This is a genomic window from Bacillus mycoides, from assembly GCF_000832605.1.
Classification (GTDB): Bacteria; Bacillota; Bacilli; order Bacillales; family Bacillaceae_G; genus Bacillus_A; species Bacillus_A mycoides.
Genome location: NZ_CP009692.1, coordinates 180,550 through 200,513, shown reverse-complemented (window position 1 = coordinate 200,513; position 19,964 = coordinate 180,550). Strand labels below are relative to the sequence as shown.

Annotated in this window: 16 protein-coding genes, 2 rRNA genes, 1 pseudogene and 1 riboswitch; of the genes and pseudogenes, 15 read left to right on the top strand and 4 right to left on the bottom strand. The window is 39.9% G+C overall.

The features are described 5' to 3' along the window. Window positions 1–55: 55 nt before the first annotated feature. Together BG05_RS02810 and rrf are read left to right on the top strand one after the other, a co-directional pair. Window positions 56–2,977: ribosomal RNA gene (locus BG05_RS02810) — 23S ribosomal RNA — on the top strand. Window positions 2,978–3,026: 49 nt separating this feature from the next. Continuing rightward, window positions 3,027–3,142, top strand: a 5S ribosomal RNA gene (rrf, locus tag BG05_RS02805). A 43-nt stretch (window positions 3,143–3,185) separates the two neighbouring features. Here rrf and BG05_RS31440 read toward each other — a convergent pair. Further along, window positions 3,186–3,454 (bottom strand): annotated as a pseudogene (locus BG05_RS31440) (hypothetical protein). A 282-nt stretch (window positions 3,455–3,736) separates the two neighbouring features. Next, window positions 3,737–3,838: riboswitch (purine riboswitch) on the top strand. A 110-nt stretch (window positions 3,839–3,948) separates the two neighbouring features. Here BG05_RS31440 and purE point away from each other — a divergent pair. The 12 genes from purE to purD all read left to right on the top strand — a co-directional run bounded on the left by purE (window position 3,949) and on the right by purD (window position 17,159). After that, a complete protein-coding gene (gene purE, locus BG05_RS02800; protein ID WP_002010008.1) occupies window positions 3,949–4,434 on the top strand; it encodes a 5-(carboxyamino)imidazole ribonucleotide mutase in 486 nt (161 codons plus the stop codon). Next, window positions 4,431–5,582, top strand: a complete 1,152-nt coding sequence (gene purK, locus BG05_RS02795; protein WP_033728663.1) for a 5-(carboxyamino)imidazole ribonucleotide synthase — start codon at window positions 4,431–4,433, stop codon at window positions 5,580–5,582. Before purE ends, purK begins: the two co-directional genes overlap by 4 nt. Further along, window positions 5,579–6,886, top strand: a complete 1,308-nt coding sequence (purB, locus tag BG05_RS02790) for an adenylosuccinate lyase (protein WP_002124866.1) — start codon at window positions 5,579–5,581, stop codon at window positions 6,884–6,886. Before purK ends, purB begins: the two co-directional genes overlap by 4 nt. Window positions 6,887–6,974: 88 nt before the next feature. Beyond that, window positions 6,975–7,694: a phosphoribosylaminoimidazolesuccinocarboxamide synthase gene (gene purC / locus BG05_RS02785; RefSeq protein ID WP_002010014.1), complete on the top strand. Its 720-nt coding sequence runs from the start codon at window positions 6,975–6,977 to the stop codon at window positions 7,692–7,694. Continuing rightward, on the top strand, window positions 7,687–7,941 hold the full coding sequence (gene purS / locus BG05_RS02780; protein ID WP_000278823.1) for a phosphoribosylformylglycinamidine synthase subunit PurS: 255 nt from the start codon (window positions 7,687–7,689) through the stop codon (window positions 7,939–7,941). The genes purC and purS overlap by 8 nt, the downstream gene beginning before the upstream one ends. Then, entirely contained in the window at window positions 7,938–8,621 is a 684-nt protein-coding gene (purQ, locus tag BG05_RS02775; protein WP_000666771.1) for a phosphoribosylformylglycinamidine synthase subunit PurQ, read from the top strand. Before purS ends, purQ begins: the two co-directional genes overlap by 4 nt. Beyond that, window positions 8,605–10,824 carry a phosphoribosylformylglycinamidine synthase II gene (gene purL / locus BG05_RS02770; protein ID WP_002124868.1) on the top strand — a complete coding sequence of 740 codons (2,220 nt, stop codon included), beginning with the start codon at window positions 8,605–8,607 and terminating at the stop codon, window positions 10,822–10,824. The genes purQ and purL overlap by 17 nt, the downstream gene beginning before the upstream one ends. Next, window positions 10,809–12,224 (top strand): amidophosphoribosyltransferase, encoded by a 1,416-nt coding sequence (purF, locus tag BG05_RS02765; protein ID WP_033728660.1) that lies wholly within the window; start codon window positions 10,809–10,811, stop codon window positions 12,222–12,224. The genes purL and purF overlap by 16 nt, the downstream gene beginning before the upstream one ends. A gap of 100 nt (window positions 12,225–12,324) precedes the next feature. Beyond that, the gene (gene purM / locus BG05_RS02760; protein WP_002010019.1) at window positions 12,325–13,365 is read left to right on the top strand and encodes a phosphoribosylformylglycinamidine cyclo-ligase; all 1,041 of its coding nucleotides are present in this window, start codon (window positions 12,325–12,327) and stop codon (window positions 13,363–13,365) included. Then, complete coding sequence (purN, locus tag BG05_RS02755) at window positions 13,362–13,949, top strand: phosphoribosylglycinamide formyltransferase (RefSeq protein ID WP_002124872.1); 588 nt, start codon at window positions 13,362–13,364, stop codon at window positions 13,947–13,949. Before purM ends, purN begins: the two co-directional genes overlap by 4 nt. 24 nt (window positions 13,950–13,973) lie before the next feature. Then, on the top strand, window positions 13,974–15,509 hold the full coding sequence (gene purH / locus BG05_RS02750; RefSeq protein WP_002169290.1) for a bifunctional phosphoribosylaminoimidazolecarboxamide formyltransferase/IMP cyclohydrolase: 1,536 nt from the start codon (window positions 13,974–13,976) through the stop codon (window positions 15,507–15,509). A gap of 378 nt (window positions 15,510–15,887) precedes the next feature. Then, window positions 15,888–17,159, top strand: coding sequence for a phosphoribosylamine--glycine ligase (purD, locus tag BG05_RS02745; RefSeq protein WP_002124874.1), 1,272 nt, complete (start codon window positions 15,888–15,890; stop codon window positions 17,157–17,159). Window positions 17,160–17,194: 35 nt separating this feature from the next. On the opposite strand, the gene BG05_RS29100 is transcribed toward purD, so the two are convergent. The 3 genes from BG05_RS29100 to BG05_RS02730 form a co-directional block, all read right to left on the bottom strand. Then, window positions 17,195–17,359, bottom strand: coding sequence for a type II toxin-antitoxin system antitoxin (locus BG05_RS29100; protein WP_002063556.1), 165 nt, complete (start codon window positions 17,357–17,359; stop codon window positions 17,195–17,197). A 15-nt stretch (window positions 17,360–17,374) separates the two neighbouring features. Continuing rightward, the gene (locus BG05_RS02735; protein WP_002063557.1) at window positions 17,375–18,220 is read right to left on the bottom strand and encodes an SPFH domain-containing protein; all 846 of its coding nucleotides are present in this window, start codon (window positions 18,218–18,220) and stop codon (window positions 17,375–17,377) included. A gap of 220 nt (window positions 18,221–18,440) precedes the next feature. Continuing rightward, window positions 18,441–18,824: a YgaP family membrane protein gene (locus BG05_RS02730; protein WP_002124877.1), complete on the bottom strand. Its 384-nt coding sequence runs from the start codon at window positions 18,822–18,824 to the stop codon at window positions 18,441–18,443. A gap of 439 nt (window positions 18,825–19,263) precedes the next feature. On the opposite strand from BG05_RS02730, the gene pcrB reads away from it, so the two are divergent. After that, window positions 19,264–19,953 (top strand): heptaprenylglyceryl phosphate synthase, encoded by a 690-nt coding sequence (pcrB, locus tag BG05_RS02725; protein ID WP_002186803.1) that lies wholly within the window; start codon window positions 19,264–19,266, stop codon window positions 19,951–19,953. Window positions 19,954–19,964 lie beyond the last annotated feature (11 nt).

Genomic DNA, 19,964 nt, shown 5'->3' with positions numbered 1-19,964 from the left:
TATGTTCTTTGAAAACTAGATAACAGTGTAGCTCATATTTTTTTAATTTTAGTTTGGTTAAGTTAGAAAGGGCGCACGGTGGATGCCTTGACACTAGGAGTCGATGAAGGACGGGACTAACGCCGATATGCTTCGGGGAGCTGTAAGTAAGCTTTGATCCGAAGATTTCCGAATGGGGAAACCCACTATACGTAATGGTATGGTATCCTTACCTGAATACATAGGGTATGGAAGACAGACCCAGGGAACTGAAACATCTAAGTACCTGGAGGAAGAGAAAGCAAATGCGATTTCCTGAGTAGCGGCGAGCGAAACGGAATCTAGCCCAAACCAAGAGGCTTGCCTCTTGGGGTTGTAGGACATTCTATACGGAGTTACAAAGGAACGAGGTAGACGAAGCGACCTGGAAAGGTCCGTCACAGAGGGTAATAACCCCGTAGTCGAAACTTCGTTCTCTCTTGAATGTATCCTGAGTACGGCGGAACACGTGAAATTCCGTCGGAATCTGGGAGGACCATCTCCCAAGGCTAAATACTCCCTAGTGATCGATAGTGAACCAGTACCGTGAGGGAAAGGTGAAAAGCACCCCGGAAGGGGAGTGAAAGAGATCCTGAAACCGTGTGCCTACAAATAGTCAGAGCCCGTTAATGGGTGATGGCGTGCCTTTTGTAGAATGAACCGGCGAGTTACGATCCCGTGCGAGGTTAAGCTGAAGAGGCGGAGCCGCAGCGAAAGCGAGTCTGAATAGGGCGTTTAGTACGTGGTCGTAGACCCGAAACCAGGTGATCTACCCATGTCCAGGGTGAAGTTCAGGTAACACTGAGTGGAGGCCCGAACCCACGCACGTTGAAAAGTGCGGGGATGAGGTGTGGGTAGCGGAGAAATTCCAATCGAACCTGGAGATAGCTGGTTCTCCCCGAAATAGCTTTAGGGCTAGCCTTAAGTGTAAGAGTCTTGGAGGTAGAGCACTGATTGAACTAGGGGTCCTCATCGGATTACCGAATTCAGTCAAACTCCGAATGCCAATGACTTATCCTTAGGAGTCAGACTGCGAGTGATAAGATCCGTAGTCAAGAGGGAAACAGCCCAGATCGCCAGCTAAGGTCCCAAAGTGTGTATTAAGTGGAAAAGGATGTGGAGTTGCTTAGACAACTAGGATGTTGGCTCAGAAGCAGCCACCATTTAAAGAGTGCGTAATAGCTCACTAGTCGAGTGACTCTGCGCCGAAAATGTACCGGGGCTAAATACACCACCGAAGCTGCGAATTGATACCAATGGTATCAGTGGTAGGGGAGCGTTCTAAGTGCAGTGAAGTCAGACCGGAAGGACTGGTGGAGCGCTTAGAAGTGAGAATGCCGGTATGAGTAGCGAAAGACGGGTGAGAATCCCGTCCACCGAATGCCTAAGGTTTCCTGAGGAAGGCTCGTCCGCTCAGGGTTAGTCAGGACCTAAGCCGAGGCCGACAGGCGTAGGCGATGGACAACAGGTTGATATTCCTGTACCACCTCTTTATCGTTTGAGCAATGGAGGGACGCAGAAGGATAGAAGAAGCGTGCGATTGGTTGTGCACGTCCAAGCAGTTAGGCTGATAAGTAGGCAAATCCGCTTATCGTGAAGGCTGAGCTGTGATGGGGAAGCTCCTTATGGAGCGAAGTCTTTGATTCCCCGCTGCCAAGAAAAGCTTCTAGCGAGATAAAAGGTGCCTGTACCGCAAACCGACACAGGTAGGCGAGGAGAGAATCCTAAGGTGTGCGAGAGAACTCTGGTTAAGGAACTCGGCAAAATGACCCCGTAACTTCGGGAGAAGGGGTGCTTTCTTAACGGAAAGCCGCAGTGAATAGGCCCAAGCGACTGTTTAGCAAAAACACAGGTCTCTGCGAAGCCGTAAGGCGAAGTATAGGGGCTGACACCTGCCCGGTGCTGGAAGGTTAAGGAGAGGGGTTAGCGTAAGCGAAGCTCTGAACTGAAGCCCCAGTAAACGGCGGCCGTAACTATAACGGTCCTAAGGTAGCGAAATTCCTTGTCGGGTAAGTTCCGACCCGCACGAAAGGTGTAACGATTTGGGCACTGTCTCAACCAGAGACTCGGTGAAATTATAGTACCTGTGAAGATGCAGGTTACCCGCGACAGGACGGAAAGACCCCGTGGAGCTTTACTGTAGCCTGATATTGAATTTTGGTACAGTTTGTACAGGATAGGCGGGAGCCATTGAAACCGGAGCGCTAGCTTCGGTGGAGGCGCTGGTGGGATACCGCCCTGACTGTATTGAAATTCTAACCTACGGGTCTTATCGACCCGGGAGACAGTGTCAGGTGGGCAGTTTGACTGGGGCGGTCGCCTCCTAAAGTGTAACGGAGGCGCCCAAAGGTTCCCTCAGAATGGTTGGAAATCATTCGTAGAGTGCAAAGGCATAAGGGAGCTTGACTGCGAGACCTACAAGTCGAGCAGGGACGAAAGTCGGGCTTAGTGATCCGGTGGTTCCGCATGGAAGGGCCATCGCTCAACGGATAAAAGCTACCCCGGGGATAACAGGCTTATCTCCCCCAAGAGTCCACATCGACGGGGAGGTTTGGCACCTCGATGTCGGCTCATCGCATCCTGGGGCTGTAGTCGGTCCCAAGGGTTGGGCTGTTCGCCCATTAAAGCGGTACGCGAGCTGGGTTCAGAACGTCGTGAGACAGTTCGGTCCCTATCCGTCGTGGGCGCAGGAAATTTGAGAGGAGCTGTCCTTAGTACGAGAGGACCGGGATGGACGCACCGCTGGTGTACCAGTTGTTCTGCCAAGGGCATAGCTGGGTAGCTATGTGCGGAAGGGATAAGTGCTGAAAGCATCTAAGCATGAAGCCCCCCTCAAGATGAGATTTCCCATAGCGTAAGCTAGTAAGATCCCTGAAAGATGATCAGGCTGATAGGTTCGAGGTGGAAGCATGGTGACATGTGGAGCTGACGAATACTAATAGATCGAGGACTTAACCATATAATATGAAGCGATGTTATCTAGTTTTGAAGGAATATACCTTCATCAGTTTGGTGATGATGGCAGAGAGGTCACACCCGTTCCCATACCGAACACGGAAGTTAAGCTCTCTAGCGCCGATGGTAGTTGGGACCTTGTCCCTGTGAGAGTAGGACGTCGCCAAGCAAAAACCTAAGTCGTTTCGACTTAGGTTTTTTTGTGTTTATTTTTATTTACCGAAGGTTAAAATCCATAAATTTAATAACCCTAAAGACGAAAAAAGAATGAAATAGAGGCAGTTTAAAATAATGGTAATGATTTTTTGTGCTCCGGATTTTTCGAATGCTCCTAAAATAATCCCTAAGAATAGGAAAGATTATTTCTATCATAATAATGAGAGTAGAAAAAATGGGATGATATAAATAAGCATTCAATAATTACAGCAATTACTGCGATAGAGAAAAATAAATAGGATAATAGCACAGTTATTTTTTTCACGGTTATTCCTCCTTTGAAATTAAATCGTTATAATATAGGTTCTATCGATGTATAGAACACAAGAGAGTATATATATTGATTAAAACATACTGAAGTATTATATAAATAGTTATACATAAAATAGATCTCTAGAAATATATATTCTAATTCCCTTTCCTTCTTGCATATAGTTGCAATTCTTCTTTTGAATATAACTAAAACACGAACGTTATCGATGACTAATAAAAAAACATTCGATTATTTATTGACATTGTTTATGAAATATTGTTAATATAGCCATAGAAACAATAATATATAAGACCTCATATAATCGCGGGGATATGGCCTGCAAGTCTCTACCTAACGACCGTTATTCGTTAGACTATGAGGGAAAGTCACTCGGTATTTTTCTATTCACAAGGGATACGTATGCCTGAGTAGAGCACTTTCTCTCATAGTAAAAGAGAAACTGTTCTATTTCAGGCTTTTTTTATTTGAATCGGGGGGATTCTAATATGAAATCACTAGTTGGAGTCATAATGGGAAGCACGTCAGACTGGGAAACAATGAAATATGCTTGTGACATTTTAGATGAATTAAATATACCGTATGAGAAAAAAGTTGTATCCGCTCATCGGACTCCGGATTATATGTTTGAATATGCAGAAACAGCTCGTGAACGTGGATTAAAAGTTATTATTGCTGGAGCCGGTGGAGCAGCGCATTTACCAGGAATGGTTGCAGCGAAGACAAATCTTCCTGTAATTGGTGTTCCAGTTCAATCAAAGGCGTTAAACGGCCTAGATTCGTTATTATCCATTGTCCAAATGCCAGGAGGGGTTCCAGTTGCAACTGTTGCAATTGGTAAGGCTGGTTCAACGAATGCTGGATTACTTGCTGCACAAATACTTGGATCATTTCATGATGATATACATGATGCATTAGAGTTAAGACGAGAAGCTATTGAGAAAACTGTGCGTGAAGGTAGTGAGCTAGTATGACGAGAATCATTTTACCTGGAAAAACAATCGGCATTATTGGAGGCGGCCAGCTTGGAAGAATGATGGCGTTGGCAGCTAAGGAAATGGGTTATAAAATTGCTGTTTTAGATCCTAAAAAGCATTCACCATGTGCACAAGTTGCTGATGTTGAAGTCGTTGCACCATATGACGATTTAAAAGCAATTCAGCATTTAGCAGAGATAAGCGACGTTGTCACATATGAATTTGAGAATATTGATTATAGATGTTTACAATGGCTTGAAAAACATGCTTACTTACCACAAGGTAGTCAGTTGTTAAATAAAACGCAAAATCGTTTTACAGAAAAGAATGCAATTGAAAAAGCTGGGTTACCAGTAGCATCGTATAGATTGGTTCAAAATCAAGATCAACTTACAGAAGCAATTAAAGAGTTATCTTTCCCTTCTGTCTTAAAAACAACGACAGGTGGATACGATGGTAAAGGGCAAGTGGTTTTAAAGAGTGAAGCTGATGTTGTGAGAGCAAAAGAACTTACTAATAAAGCAGAGTGCATTCTAGAAAAATGGGTGCCTTTTGAAAAAGAAGTATCAGTTATTGTAATTCGTAGTGTAAGTGGTGAAACTAAAGTATTTCCGGTAGCGGAAAATATTCATGTAAATAATATTTTGCATGAATCTATCGTTCCAGCCCGCATTACAGAAGAACTTTCTCAAAAAGCAATTGCTTACGCAAAGGTACTTGCGGATGAACTAGAACTTGTGGGAACACTAGCGGTAGAGATGTTTGCTACAGCTGACGGTGAGATTTACATTAATGAATTAGCACCAAGACCTCACAATTCAGGACACTATACACAGGATGCATGTGAAACGAGTCAATTTGGTCAACATATTCGAGCAATCTGTAATTTACCTCTTGGAGAAACAAATTTGTTAAAACCAGTTGTCATGGTAAACATTTTAGGCGAACATATAGAAGGGGTCCTAGGACAAGTGAATAGACTAACCGGGTGCTATTTACACTTGTATGGAAAAGAAGAAGCAAAAGCGCAGCGAAAAATGGGGCATGTTAATATTTTAAATGATAATATTGAAGTCGCTCTAGAAAAAGCGAAGAGTTTGCATATTTGGGACCATCAAGAACAACTGTTGGAGGGAAAAAGATGATTAATCGTTATACACGCCCTGAAATGGGTGCGATTTGGACGGAAGAGAACAAATTTAAAGCGTGGTTAGAAGTTGAGATTTTAGCGTGTGAAGCATGGGCTGAGCTTGGCGATATTCCAAAAGAAGATGTGAAAAAAATTCGTGAACATGCAACATTTGATATTGATCGTATTTATGAAATTGAAAAAGAAACACGTCATGACGTAGTTGCTTTCACTCGTGCTGTATCAGAAACACCAACATTAGGCGAGGAACGTAAATGGGTTCATTACGGTTTAACATCTACAGACGTAGTAGATACAGCGTTATCTTATATCTTAAAACAAGCAAATGAAATCTTGTTAAAAGACTTAGAAAACTTTGTTAGCATTTTAGCTAATAAAGCGAAAGAGCATAAATACACGATTATGATGGGAAGAACACACGGTGTACATGCAGAGCCAACAACATTTGGTTTAAAACTTGGTCTTTGGTATGAAGAAATGAAACGTAACGTAGAGCGTTTCAAACAAGCTGCTGATACAGTTCGCGTTGGTAAGTTATCTGGTGCGGTTGGTACATATGCAAATATTGATCCATTCGTAGAAAAGTATGTTTGTGAAAACTTAGGATTAGAAGCAGCACCAATTTCAACACAAACATTGCAACGTGATCGTCATGCACATTACATGTCAACACTTGCACTAATCGCAACATCTGTTGAAAAGATGGCAGTTGAGATTCGTGGTTTACAAAAGAGTGAAACACGTGAAGTTGAAGAGGCTTTCGCAAAAGGTCAAAAAGGTTCTTCTGCAATGCCGCATAAACGTAATCCAATTGGATCTGAAAATATGACTGGTTTAGCTCGTGTTATCCGCGGTTATATGATGACAGCTTACGAGAATGTTCCGTTATGGCATGAGCGTGATATCTCTCACTCTTCTGCAGAACGCGTAATTTTACCAGATGCTACAATCGCGTTAAATTACATGTTAAATCGCTTTGGTAATATCGTTAAAAACTTAACTGTATTCCCAGAGAATATGAAACGCAATATGACAAGAACATACGGCTTAATTTACTCTCAACGCGTAATGCTTACACTAATTGACAAAGGTCTGGTACGTGAAGAAGCTTATGATATCGTACAGCCTAAAGCAATGGAAGCTTGGGAAACACAAGTACAATTTAAAGAGCTTGTAGAATCTGACGAGCGTATTACAAGTAAGTTAACGCAAGAAGAAATTAACGAATGTTTCAATTATGAACATCATATGCAACACGTTGATACAATCTTTGAACGCCTTGGATTAAACGAAGCGTAAAATTTCATATGGCACAGAATAGAGTCATTCTGTGCCATTCTTTATAAAAATATTATTCACATTTTTCAAACTACAGGGGGCTTGCGAAATGCAAAAGCTAGAATTGCTGTATGAAGGTAAGGCAAAAAGAATTTATCGTACAGAAGCAGCAGATATGGTTTGGGTAGAGTACAAAGATAGTGCGACTGCTTTCAATGGGGAGAAAAAAGCGACAATTACAGGAAAAGGTCGTTTGAACAATGAGATTACAACTTTATTGTTCAGAAAGTTACAAGAAGTTGGAATTAAAACACACTTTGTGGAGAAGTTATCTGATACAGAACAACTTGTCAAAAAGGTGAGTATTATTCCATTAGAAGTTGTCACAAGAAACGTAATTGCAGGCAGTCTTTCAAAAAGACTAGGAATGGAAGAAGGAACTGCTCTTACAACACCAATCGTAGAATTTTACTACAAAGATGATGATTTAGGAGATCCACTTGTAACGGAAGATCATATTCGTTTGTTAAATGTTGCAACACCAGAGCAAGTAAGCGTATTACGAGATGCAGCTCTACAAATCAATCAAGTGTTGATTGAGCATTTCGCAAGCTGTCGTGTAAGATTAGTAGATTTTAAATTAGAGTTTGGCGTAACAGAAGAAGGGGAAATCATATTAGCAGATGAAATTTCACCAGATACTTGCCGTTTATGGGATGAAACGAGCAATGAAAAATTTGATAAAGATGTATTCCGTCGTGATCTTGGGAATTTAACAGAAGCATATGAAGAAATTTTAAAACGTTTAGGGGGAGCTTCACATGTATAAAGTTAAGGTATATGTAACGTTAAGAGAAAGTGTATTAGATCCACAAGGAACTGCGGTAAAGGGAGCACTTCATAGTCTTTCATTTACAGAAGTACAAGACGTTCGAATCGGAAAATATATGGAATTAACAATTGATAAATCAGTATCTGATCTGGATAGCAAGGTAAAAGAAATGTGTGAAAAATTATTAGCAAACGTTGTAATGGAAGACTTCCGTTATGAAGTTGAGGAGGTTGTCGCACAGTGAAATTTGCAGTCATAGTATTCCCAGGTTCGAACTGTGATGTCGATATGTTCCATGCAATTAAAGATGAGCTTGGTGAAGAAGTAGATTACGTTTGGCACGATAGAGAGAATTTAGATGAATATGATGCAATTTTACTACCAGGTGGATTCTCTTACGGTGACTATTTACGTTGTGGTGCTATTTCTCGCTTTGCTAACGCAATGAAAGCAGTGCAAAAAGCTGCTGAGCAAGGAAAGCCAATTTTAGGTGTATGTAATGGATTCCAGATTCTTGTTGAATCAGGATTACTACCAGGAGCATTAATGAGAAACGAAAACTTGAAATTTATGTGCCGTACGGTTCAGTTACGTGTTGAAAATAATGAAACGATGTTTACATCACAATATGAAAAAGATGAAGTAATTAATATTCCAATTGCACATGGCGAAGGAAATTACTATTGTGATGAAGCGACTCTTAAACAATTAGAAGAGAATAATCAAATCGCATTCCGTTACGTAGAAAATCCGAATGGAAGCGTTTCAGATATTGCGGGTATTGTAAATGAAAAAGGAAATGTTCTTGGTATGATGCCACACCCAGAGCGTGCTGTAGATGAATTACTTGGCGGTGCTGAAGGTTTAAAAGTCTTTCAATCTATCTTAAAACAGTGGAGGGAAACATATGTCGTTAATGCTTGAGCCAAATCCAACACAAATTAAAGAAGAGCGTATATATGCGGAAATGGGGCTAACAGACGAAGAGTTTGCCATGGTTGAAAAGATTTTAGGCCGTTTGCCGAATTATACAGAAACGGGACTATTCTCTGTTATGTGGTCTGAACATTGTAGTTATAAAAATTCAAAGCCAGTTCTTCGTAAGTTTCCAACGACAGGTGAGCGTGTCTTACAAGGACCTGGAGAAGGCGCTGGAATTGTAGATATCGGTGATAATCAAGCGGTGGTATTTAAAATGGAAAGTCATAACCATCCTTCTGCAATTGAGCCATATCAAGGGGCAGCAACAGGTGTCGGTGGTATTATTCGCGATGTATTCTCTATGGGCGCACGTCCGGTAGCTCTATTAAACTCACTTCGTTTCGGTGAATTACAATCACCACGTGTGAAATATTTATTCGAAGAAGTAGTAGCAGGAATCGCAGGATACGGTAACTGCATCGGTATTCCTACTGTTGGTGGAGAAGTACAGTTTGATCCATGTTATGAAGGAAATCCACTTGTAAATGCAATGTGTGTAGGCCTAATTAATCATGAAGATATAAAAAAAGGGCAAGCACATGGTGCTGGTAATACAGTAATGTACGTAGGAGCATCAACTGGTCGTGATGGTATTCACGGTGCAACATTCGCATCTGAAGAGTTATCTGAAAGCTCAGAAGCGAAGCGTCCGGCAGTTCAAGTAGGGGATCCATTTATGGAGAAACTTCTTATTGAAGCATGTTTAGAACTTATTCAGTCTGATGCACTTGTTGGAATTCAAGATATGGGAGCTGCTGGTTTAACATCATCTTCTGCAGAAATGGCAAGTAAAGCAGGTATGGGTATTGAAATGTACTTAGATGATGTACCGCAGCGTGAAACTGGAATGACTCCATATGAAATGATGTTATCTGAATCACAAGAGCGTATGTTAATCGTTGTGAAAAAAGGTAGAGAGCAAGAAATAGTAGATTTATTTGAAAAGTATGGTCTTGCAGCAGTTACGATGGGGAAAGTAACTGAAGATAAAATGCTTCGCCTATTCCATAAAGACGAAATGGTAGCTGAAGTACCGGCGGATGCTCTTGCAGAAGAAGCACCAATTTATCATAAACCGTCAAAAGAAGCAGCATACTTTGCTGAGTTCCAGCAGATGAAAATGGAAACACCAAAAGTAGAAGATTATAAAGAAACGTTATTATCTTTATTACAACAACCAACGATTGCAAGTAAAGAGTGGGTATATGATCAATATGATTATCAAGTGCGCACTAGCACAATCGTTACACCAGGTTCAGATGCAGCGGTTATACGCGTACGCGGCACAGAAAAAGGATTAGCAATGACGACAGATTGTAACTCTCGCTACATTTATTTAGATCCAGAAGTGGGCGGTAAAATTGCAGTAGCAGAGGCAGCACGTAATATCGTATGTTCTGGCGGGGAGCCACTTGCAATTACAGATTGCTTAAACTTCGGTAACCCAGAAAAACCAGAGATCTTCTGGCAAATTGAGAAATCAGTAGACGGTATGAGTGAAGCTTGCCGCAAGTTACAAACGCCAGTTATCGGCGGGAATGTATCAATGTATAACGAGCGTAGTGGTGAAGCTGTATATCCAACACCAACTGTTGGGATGGTTGGACTTGTACACGATTTAAAACACGTAACAACACAAGAATTTAAACAAGCTGGCGATTTAGTTTATGTAATTGGAGAGACGAAAGCTGAGTTTGGTGGAAGTGAATTACAGAAAATGATCTACGGAAAAATTTTCGGTCAATCACCAAGCATCGATCTAGATGTAGAATTAAAACGCCAAAAGCAAGTACTAGCAGCAATTCAAGCTGGCCTTGTTCAATCTGCACATGATGTTGCAGAAGGTGGTTTAGCAGTTGCAATTACTGAAAGTGCAATTGGTGCTAACGGTTTAGGTGCTACTGTGAAATTAGACGGAGAAGCAACAGCAGTATTATTTGCAGAATCACAATCGCGCTTCGTTATAACCGTAAAACGTGAAAATAAAGAAGCATTTGAGAAAGTGGTTGAAGCAATTCAAGTTGGAGAAGTGACAAATACAAATGAAGTAACAATTCATAATGAAGAAAATGAAGTATTACTTACAGCAAATGTAGATGAAATGAGAAAGGCTTGGAAAGGGGCAATCCCATGCTTGCTGAAATAAAGGGGTTAAATGAAGAATGTGGCGTTTTTGGAATTTGGGGGCATGAAAATGCAGCACAAGTTTCGTACTACGGATTGCACAGTTTGCAGCACCGTGGGCAAGAGGGCGCAGGCATTGTTGTAAATAATGGGGAAAAAATCATCGGTCACAAGGGGTTAGGTTTAATATCAGAAGTGTTTTCAAGAGGTGAGCTAGAGGGATTAAACGGGAAATCAGCAATTGGACACGTACGATATGCAACAGCTGGTGGAAGTGAAGTTGCTAACGTTCAACCATTATTATTCCGTTTTTCCGATCATAGCATGGCGTTAGCTCATAACGGAAATTTAATTAATGCAAAAATGCTTCGTCGTGAATTAGAGGCAGAGGGAAGTATTTTTCAAACAAGTTCAGATACAGAAGTACTTTTACACCTCATTAAGCGTAGTACAAAAGATTCTTTAATTGATAGTGTAAAAGAAGCTCTAAATAAAGTGAAAGGTGCGTTTGCATATCTTTTACTAACTGGAAATGAAATGATCGTTGCGCTAGATCCAAATGGATTCCGTCCTCTTTCAATTGGAAAGATGGGGGATGCTTACGTTGTAGCATCGGAAACATGTGCTTTCGATGTAGTTGGTGCAACATACATTCGTGATGTAGAACCTGGTGAATTGCTTATTATCAATGATGAAGGAATTCACGTAGATCGTTTTACAAATGAAGTAGACCATGCGATTTGCAGTATGGAATACATTTACTTTGCACGTCCAGATTCTAATATAGCTGGTATTAATGTTCATGCAGCACGTAAAAGCATGGGGAAACGTTTAGCGGCGGAAGCTCCTATTGAAGCTGATGTTGTTACTGGTGTACCAGACTCTAGTATTTCAGCAGCAATTGGTTATGCGGAGGCGACAGGAATTCCGTATGAGTTAGGGTTAATTAAAAATCGTTACGTTGGACGTACGTTTATTCAACCTTCTCAAGAACTGCGTGAGCAAGGGGTTAAGATGAAGCTTTCAGCAGTAAGAGGCGTAGTTGAAGGAAAACGAGTTGTTATGATTGACGATTCTATCGTAAGAGGAACGACAAGTAAACGAATTGTTCGTATGCTTCGCGAGGCTGGAGCGACAGAAGTCCATGTAAGAATTGCTTCACCACCTCTTAAGTATCCATGCTTCTATGGCATTGATATTCAAACGAGAAAAGAATTAATCGCAGCAAATAATTCAATAGAAGAAATCCGTCAAATCATCGGAGCAGATTCACTAACATTTTTAAGTGAAGATGGATTAGTAGATGCAATTGGACGCCCATATGAAGGAAAATACGGTGGTCTATGTATGGCTTACTTCAATGGAGACTATCCAACAGCTCTTTATGATTATGAGCAAGAGCTTTTAGAAAGTATGAAATAAGAAGAAAAAAGCTTCTACTTCTTTTGATGTAGAAGCTAGCTTCTTTCTTAAAACGGCCGCCCTGGATGGGGAGAAATTAAAAGACGAGGTGTAAAAAACGATGGCGAATGCATATAAGCAAGCAGGAGTAGATATTGAAGCTGGATATGAAGCGGTATCTCGCATGAAAAAACACGTACAAACAACTATGAGAAAAGAAGTGCTAGGCGGTTTAGGCGGTTTTGGAGGTATGTTTGATCTATCAAAATTTGCATTAGAAGAACCTGTATTAGTATCTGGAACAGATGGCGTGGGAACGAAATTGATGCTCGCTTTTATGGCAGATAAACATGACACAATTGGTATTGATGCAGTAGCAATGTGTGTAAATGATATTGTTGTCCAAGGAGCAGAGCCGCTTTTCTTCCTTGATTATATTGCTTGTGGTAAAGCTGAACCTAGTAAAATTGAAAACATCGTCAAAGGTATATCAGAGGGCTGTCGCCAAGCTGGTTGTGCATTAATTGGTGGAGAAACAGCTGAAATGCCAGGAATGTATTCTACGGAAGAATACGATTTAGCTGGTTTTACAGTTGGAATTGTTGATAAAAAGAAAATTGTAACAGGTGAAAAAATTGAAGCTGGTCACGTATTAATTGGCTTAGCATCTAGCGGTATTCATAGTAACGGTTATTCTTTAGTACGAAAAGTATTACTAGAAGATGGAGAACTATCTTTAGACCGTATTTACGGCCGCCTAGAACTACCTCTTGGTGAAGAATTATTAAAACCAACGAAAATTTATGTCAAACCTATTTTAGAACTATTGAAGAAACATGAAGTATACGGTATGGCGCATATTACAGGTGGCGGGTTCATTGAAAATATTCCACGTATGTTGCCAGAAGGAATCGGTGCGGAAATTGAATTAGGATCTTGGCAAGTTCAACCGATCTTCAGTTTACTTCAAGAAGTCGGAAAACTAGAAGAGAAAGAAATGTTCAATATTTTTAACATGGGTATTGGTATGGTAGTAGCAGTAAAGGAAGAAGAGGCAAAAGATATTGTTCGTCTTCTTGAGGAACAAGGCGAGAAAGCTCATATTATTGGACACACTGTACAAGGGTCTGGTGTTACCTTTATTGAGGGAACAGAAGTATGAGTAGATTAGCAGTTTTTGCTTCTGGGAGTGGCTCTAACTTTCAATCTCTCATTAATGCGGTAGAAGACAAAATATTGGATGCAGATATTAGTTTATTAGTATGTGATAAACCAGAGGCACGCGCTATTGGACGGGCACACTATCACCATATTCCGTGTTTTTCCTTTTCAGCGAAAGCATATGAGTCAAAAGAAGCATTTGAAAAAGAGATATTAAAAAAGCTAGAAGAGTATGAAATTGATTATGTTATTTTAGCTGGATATATGCGTTTAATTGGAACGACTTTACTAGAAGCGTACGGCGGGAAAATTATTAATATTCATCCATCACTACTACCGAGTTTTCCAGGGAAAGATGCTGTTGGTCAAGCGTTAGAAGCGGGTGTGAAAGTAACCGGAGTAACGATTCACTATGTAGATGCAGGTATGGATACAGGTCCAATTATTGCGCAAGAAGCAGTAGTTGTTTCTGAAGGGGATACGAGAGAAAGCTTACAAAAGAAAATTCAACAAGTTGAACATAAATTATACGTAAATACAGTGAATCAAATTGTTCAGTCTGTGAAAAAACCAACTGTTAACTAACATACAACCAGGGGTGAAGGATAAATGAAAAAGCGTGCATTAGTCAGTGTTTCAGATAAAACAGGAGTAGTAGAATTTGTTAAAGGTTTACTTGAACAAGGGATTGAAGTTATTTCAACAGGTGGTACGAAAAAATTATTAGAAGAAAACGGCTTGCAAGTAATTGGTATTTCTGAAGTAACTGGTTTCCCAGAAATTATGGATGGTCGTGTAAAAACATTACATCCAAATATTCATGGTGGTCTATTAGCAGTTCGTGATAATGAAATGCATGTAGCGCAAATGAATGAATTAGGTATTCAACCAATTGACTTTGTTGTTGTTAACTTATACCCATTTAAAGAAACAATCGCTAAGCCTGATGTAACATTTGCTGATGCAATTGAAAATATTGATATCGGTGGCCCAACAATGATTCGCTCTGCTGCGAAAAATCATAAATTTGTGTCGGTAATTGTAGATCCAGTAGATTATGATGTTGTATTAGCAGAACTGAAAGAGAACGGTGAAGTAACAGAGGAAACGAAACGTAAATTAGCAGCGAAAGTATTCCGTCATACAGCGGCATATGATGCATTAATTTCTAACTACTTAACAAAGCAAATGGGCGAAGAAAGCCCTGAAACAGTAACGGTGACATTTGAGAAAAAACAAGATTTACGCTATGGCGAAAATCCACATCAAAAAGCGACATTCTATAAAGCGCCATTCGCAGCAACGTCTTCTGTTGCATACGCAGAACAATTACATGGTAAAGAATTATCTTATAACAATATCAACGATGCGGATGCGGCACTTAGCATCGTGAAAGAATTTACAGAACCAGCAGTAGTAGCGGTAAAACATATGAATCCATGTGGTGTTGGAGTAGGAACTGATATTCACGAAGCATATACTCGTGCTTATGAAGCGGATCCAGTATCAATCTTCGGCGGTATTATTGCAGCAAATCGTGAAATTGATAAAGCTACAGCAGAAAAGTTACACGAAATTTTCTTAGAAATTGTTATCGCTCCTTCGTTCTCGCAGGAAGCTTTAGAAGTGTTGCAAAGTAAGAAGAACTTACGCTTACTAACTGTAAATATTGAAAAAGCGACAAGTGCAAGCAAAAAACTAACTTCTGTACAAGGTGGTCTTCTTATTCAAGAAGAAGATACGTTATCATTAGATGAGGACGCAATTTCAATTCCAACGAAACGTGAACCATCAGAGCAAGAATGGAAAGATTTAAAACTAGCTTGGAAAGTTGTAAAGCATGTGAAATCAAATGCAATTGTTTTAGCGAATGATAACATGACAGTTGGTGTAGGCGCGGGACAGATGAACCGTGTAGGTTCTGCAAAAATCGCAATTACACAAGCTGGCGAAAAAGCACAAGGTAGCGCACTTGCATCTGATGCTTTCTTCCCAATGCCAGATACAGTAGAAGAAGCAGCAAAAGCTGGAATTACAGCAATCATCCAACCAGGCGGATCGATTCGTGATGAAGATTCTATTAAAATGGCAGATGCGTATGGGATTACTATGGTGTTCACTGGCGTACGTCATTTCAAACACTAATAGAGGATGTTAAAAAAGTCCGGTCAAGATAACTGTCGCATGTCGTCGTTGCATAGCCAGTGCGGTACTCATGTAGGAAAGCTACACTCCGTGTCCTCCTGGCAAATGCGCCTCGATCTGCTCGGTTCTCTTGATCCTCCTTTTTAACTTTCTATTGATACGGTTGTTTAAAAAGTCCGGTCAAGATAACTGTCGCATGTCGTCGTTGCAATGCCAGTGCGGTACTCATGTAGGAAAGCTACACTCCGTGTCCTCCTGGCAAATGCGCCTCGACCTGCTCGGTTCTCTCGATCCTCCTTTTTAAACTTTTATTGATATGAAAACAAACTAGGAGCATAGCTTCTAGTTTGTACTTATTTAATTATTGGGGGATGAAATATGAATGTTTTAGTAATTGGCCGTGGTGGACGTGAGCATGCTTTAGCTTGGAAGTTTGCACAATCTGAAAAGGTAGAAAAAATATATGTAGCGCCAGGTAATGAAGGTATGCGAGACGTTGCAACACCAGTTGATATTGATGAGAATGATTTTGATGCATTAGTCTTATTCGCAAAAGAAAACAATGTAGGCTTAACTTTCGTTGGACCAGAAATTCCACTTATGAATGGAATCGTTGATCGCTTTAAGGAAGAGGGACTTCGTGTATTTGGACCTAATAAAGCGGCTGCTGTTATTGAAGGTAGTAAAGCTTTTACGAAAGAATTGATGAAAAAGTATGATATTCCAACTGCGGCATATGAAACTTTTACAGACTATGAAGAGGCAGTAAAGTACATTCAGAAAGTTGGTGCACCGATCGTAATTAAGGCAGATGGGTTAGCTGCTGGTAAAGGTGTAACGGTAGCAATGACGCTTGAAGAGGCATTACAAGCTGTGAAAGAAATGCTACAAGATGTGAAATTCGGCGCAGCAAGCAAGAAGGTCGTTATTGAAGAGTTTTTAGATGGACAAGAATTTTCATTAATGGCATTTGTAAATGGAACAACTGTGTATCCAATGGTAATTGCTCAAGATCATAAACGAGCTTTTGATGGTGATAAAGGTCCTAATACAGGCGGAATGGGTGCATATTCCCCAGTACCACAAATTCCGGAATCAGCGGTTCAAGAAGCGATTCAAACAGTATTACATCCAACTGCTAAAGCGATGATCCAAGAAAATCGTTCGTTTACAGGAATTTTATATGCGGGGCTTATTTTAACGAATGATGGTCCAAAGGTAATTGAGTTCAATGCACGCTTTGGCGATCCTGAAACGGAAGTTGTATTACCACGCTTAGAAAATGATTTAGTTGATGTATGTAACGCTGTATTAGATGAAAGTGAATTAACGTTACAATGGTCAAAGGAAGCAGTTATTGGTGTCGTACTTGCTTCGAAAGGATATCCAGAAGCATATAAAAAAGGTGAAATTATTAACGGATTAGATGCACTGCAAGATGTAATAGTTTTCCATGCGGGTACAGCGATGAAACATGGTGACTTTGTAACAAACGGTGGCCGTGTATTATTTGTTGCTTGTAAGGCGAATAGTTTACAAGAAGCGAAAGATAAGGTCTATAAAGAAATCGGTAAAATTGAGAGTGATGGTTTATTTTACCGAAGTGATATAGGATATCGTGCAATTGGGCATGAGATGACGAAAAGCTAATATATAAAAATCCCGCTGATTTCTCAGCGGGATTTTTATGCATCTTTATTTTTTTTTAATTTTCCTTTTTGCTTTGCCATTTCTCGAAGTAAATACTCGATGTGTGCATTGACGCTACGAAACTCATCATTCGCCCATTTTTCGATGACTGCGTGTAATTCAGGATCAATACGTAATGGAAAGCTTTTCTTTTTGGCCATAATCACTTACAACCTTTAGTATAGGCTTCCTGTATTAATAACTGGTTGCGCACCTTTATCTGAAACGATGGCAACTAATAAATTGTTCACCATATTTGCTTTACGCTCGTCATCGAGTTCCAGTACGCCTTCTTCATCTAACATATGGATTGAATCTTTCGCCATCTTCACAGCACCTTCAACAATCTCTTTTCTAGCAGCTAATACTGCTTTTGCTTGTTGACGTTGGAGCATTGCATGGGCAATTTCTGTTGCGTAAGCTAAATGCGTTAAACGAGTTTCTAATACTTCTACGCCAGCGATTTCAAGGCGTGCTTCTAACTCACGCTTTAATTCTTCAGAGATTTCTTCAGTATTTCCTCGTAACGTGATACAAGTTTCATCTTGGAAATTATCATAAGGATATTTTGTAGCAACGTGGCGGATTGCTGTTTCGCTTTGAATTTCTACGAATCGATCGTAATGCTCAACACCAAACATTGCTTTTGCGGAATCAACAACTTTATATACGATAACGGCTGCAATTTCAATTGGATTGCCCTCAACATCGTTTACTTTTAATTTCTTACTGTTAAAGTTTTCAACACGTAAAGATACAGTTTGACGAAACGCGAATGGAATTGTTAAAAATAAACCATTTTGACGAATTGTTCCTAAATAACTACCGAAGAACGTAATAACTTTCGCTTGATTCGGTTGAACGATACCGATACCTGTAGCTAAAACAGATGCTAATATGAGAGCTAAAATAGCTATTACAAACATTTCTTGTACAAGGCAAAATACACCGATAGCGGCTAAAACTAAAATTCCAATAACGCCGAGAAATCCATTAACATAAAATACTTGTTTTTCTTTCATATGATCGCCTCCTTGATATAAAAATGATATCACTTTTATATCATTACATGCAAGAGGGTTACACCTAATTTTCTGAATTTTATTGTTTGATATCTTTTATGTACGTTTTAAGGGTGAAAACAAGAATGTACGTTCTGTTTCGTGGTAAAATAAAGAAGACTTAGCTGCCCACTGCAGCAGCTAAGTCCCTTTGAGAGCATCTTGCATCATGACAAATGATTCAAAGCGGTTTTGCCAGGATTAATTCTTCAATCGCTGACTCAATCTCTTTGTCAGAAGTGTCATAACTTCCATCTGACTTTGACTTTGGCTTGTCATGACTGGAAGCTGAATTAACTTCTTCTTTATTATGTCCTTTTTCAGTGAAATTCATGCTAGGCATTTTAAATGCGCTCATATTCATATATTTTCCAAACTTACAGGCTTCAACAATAGGGCAGAAACGAACGATTCCCTCCGCAATTTTCATGGCACCAATCCATAGCAAAACTTTAGACCAAGTGCACCAAGGTTTACGTACGAGTTTAGCTGTACTACAACCGAAGAGGATGAGTCCGAGTGTAATTCGAATTAGAGCACTAATTGTGCCGATGTTTTGCTTCATTAGAAAGACACTCCTTTTTAATTAACTTCGAAATAGAAAATACTATTTCATTTGTTAGTATTCCGTATAAGTTTTTTGATATGTAATCCAACATTTGACGTTGAAAAAGATGTTGGATTGGGCGTGTGTGTAGGTAGCTTTTTTTGTTATAATGAAAGAATGCGTAAAAGGAAGTTCAAAAAGTCCGGTAAAGATAGCTGTCGCATTTCATCGTTACATACGCCAGTCCGGTACTCATGTAGGAAAAACTACATTCCGTTCCTCCTGGCGAATGCGCCTCGATCTGCTAGGCTCTCTATATCCTCCTTTTTGAACAAATATAGTAAGGAAGTTCAAAAAGTCTGGTAAAGATATAGCAAGGAATGTAAAAAATCTTGATAAAAATTAACTGTTATTTTGAACAGAAATTATATAACTAGAGAAAAGAAAGGGTGTTTTCATGTACGATATTTCCAAATGGAAACATGTATTTAAGCTTGATCCAAATAAGGAGTTAAGTGACGAACATTTAGAAATGATTTGTGAATCTGGAACGGATGCTGTTATTGTAGGCGGAAGTGATGGAGTGACAATTGATAACGTATTACACATGCTAGTTAGCATTCGTAGATATGCAGTGCCTTGTGTGTTAGAGGTTTCTGATGTGGAGGCAATTACACCAGGATTTGATTTTTATTACATCCCAAGTGTTTTAAATAGCCGAAAAGTAGAATGGGTAACAGGTGTTCATCATGAGGCATTGAAAGAATTTGGAGATATTATGGACTGGGACGAAATTTACATGGAAGGGTATTGTGTTTTAAACCCAGAAGCGAAAGTAGCCCAGCTTACAGATACAAAATGTGATTTAACAGAAGATGATGTTATTGCATATGCGCGTTTAGCAGACAAGCTATTACATTTACCGATATTCTATTTAGAATATAGCGGGACGTATGGAGACATTGAGCTTGTTAAAAATGTAAAAGCAGAATTGAAACAAGCTAAGCTATATTATGGCGGTGGTATTTCTAATGCAGAACAAGCGAAAGAAATGGCGCAGTATGCTGATACAGTAGTTGTTGGAAATATTATTTATGATGATATAAAATCGGCATTAAAAACAGTTAAAGCAGTAAAAGGAGAGTAGGTGCAGGCGCA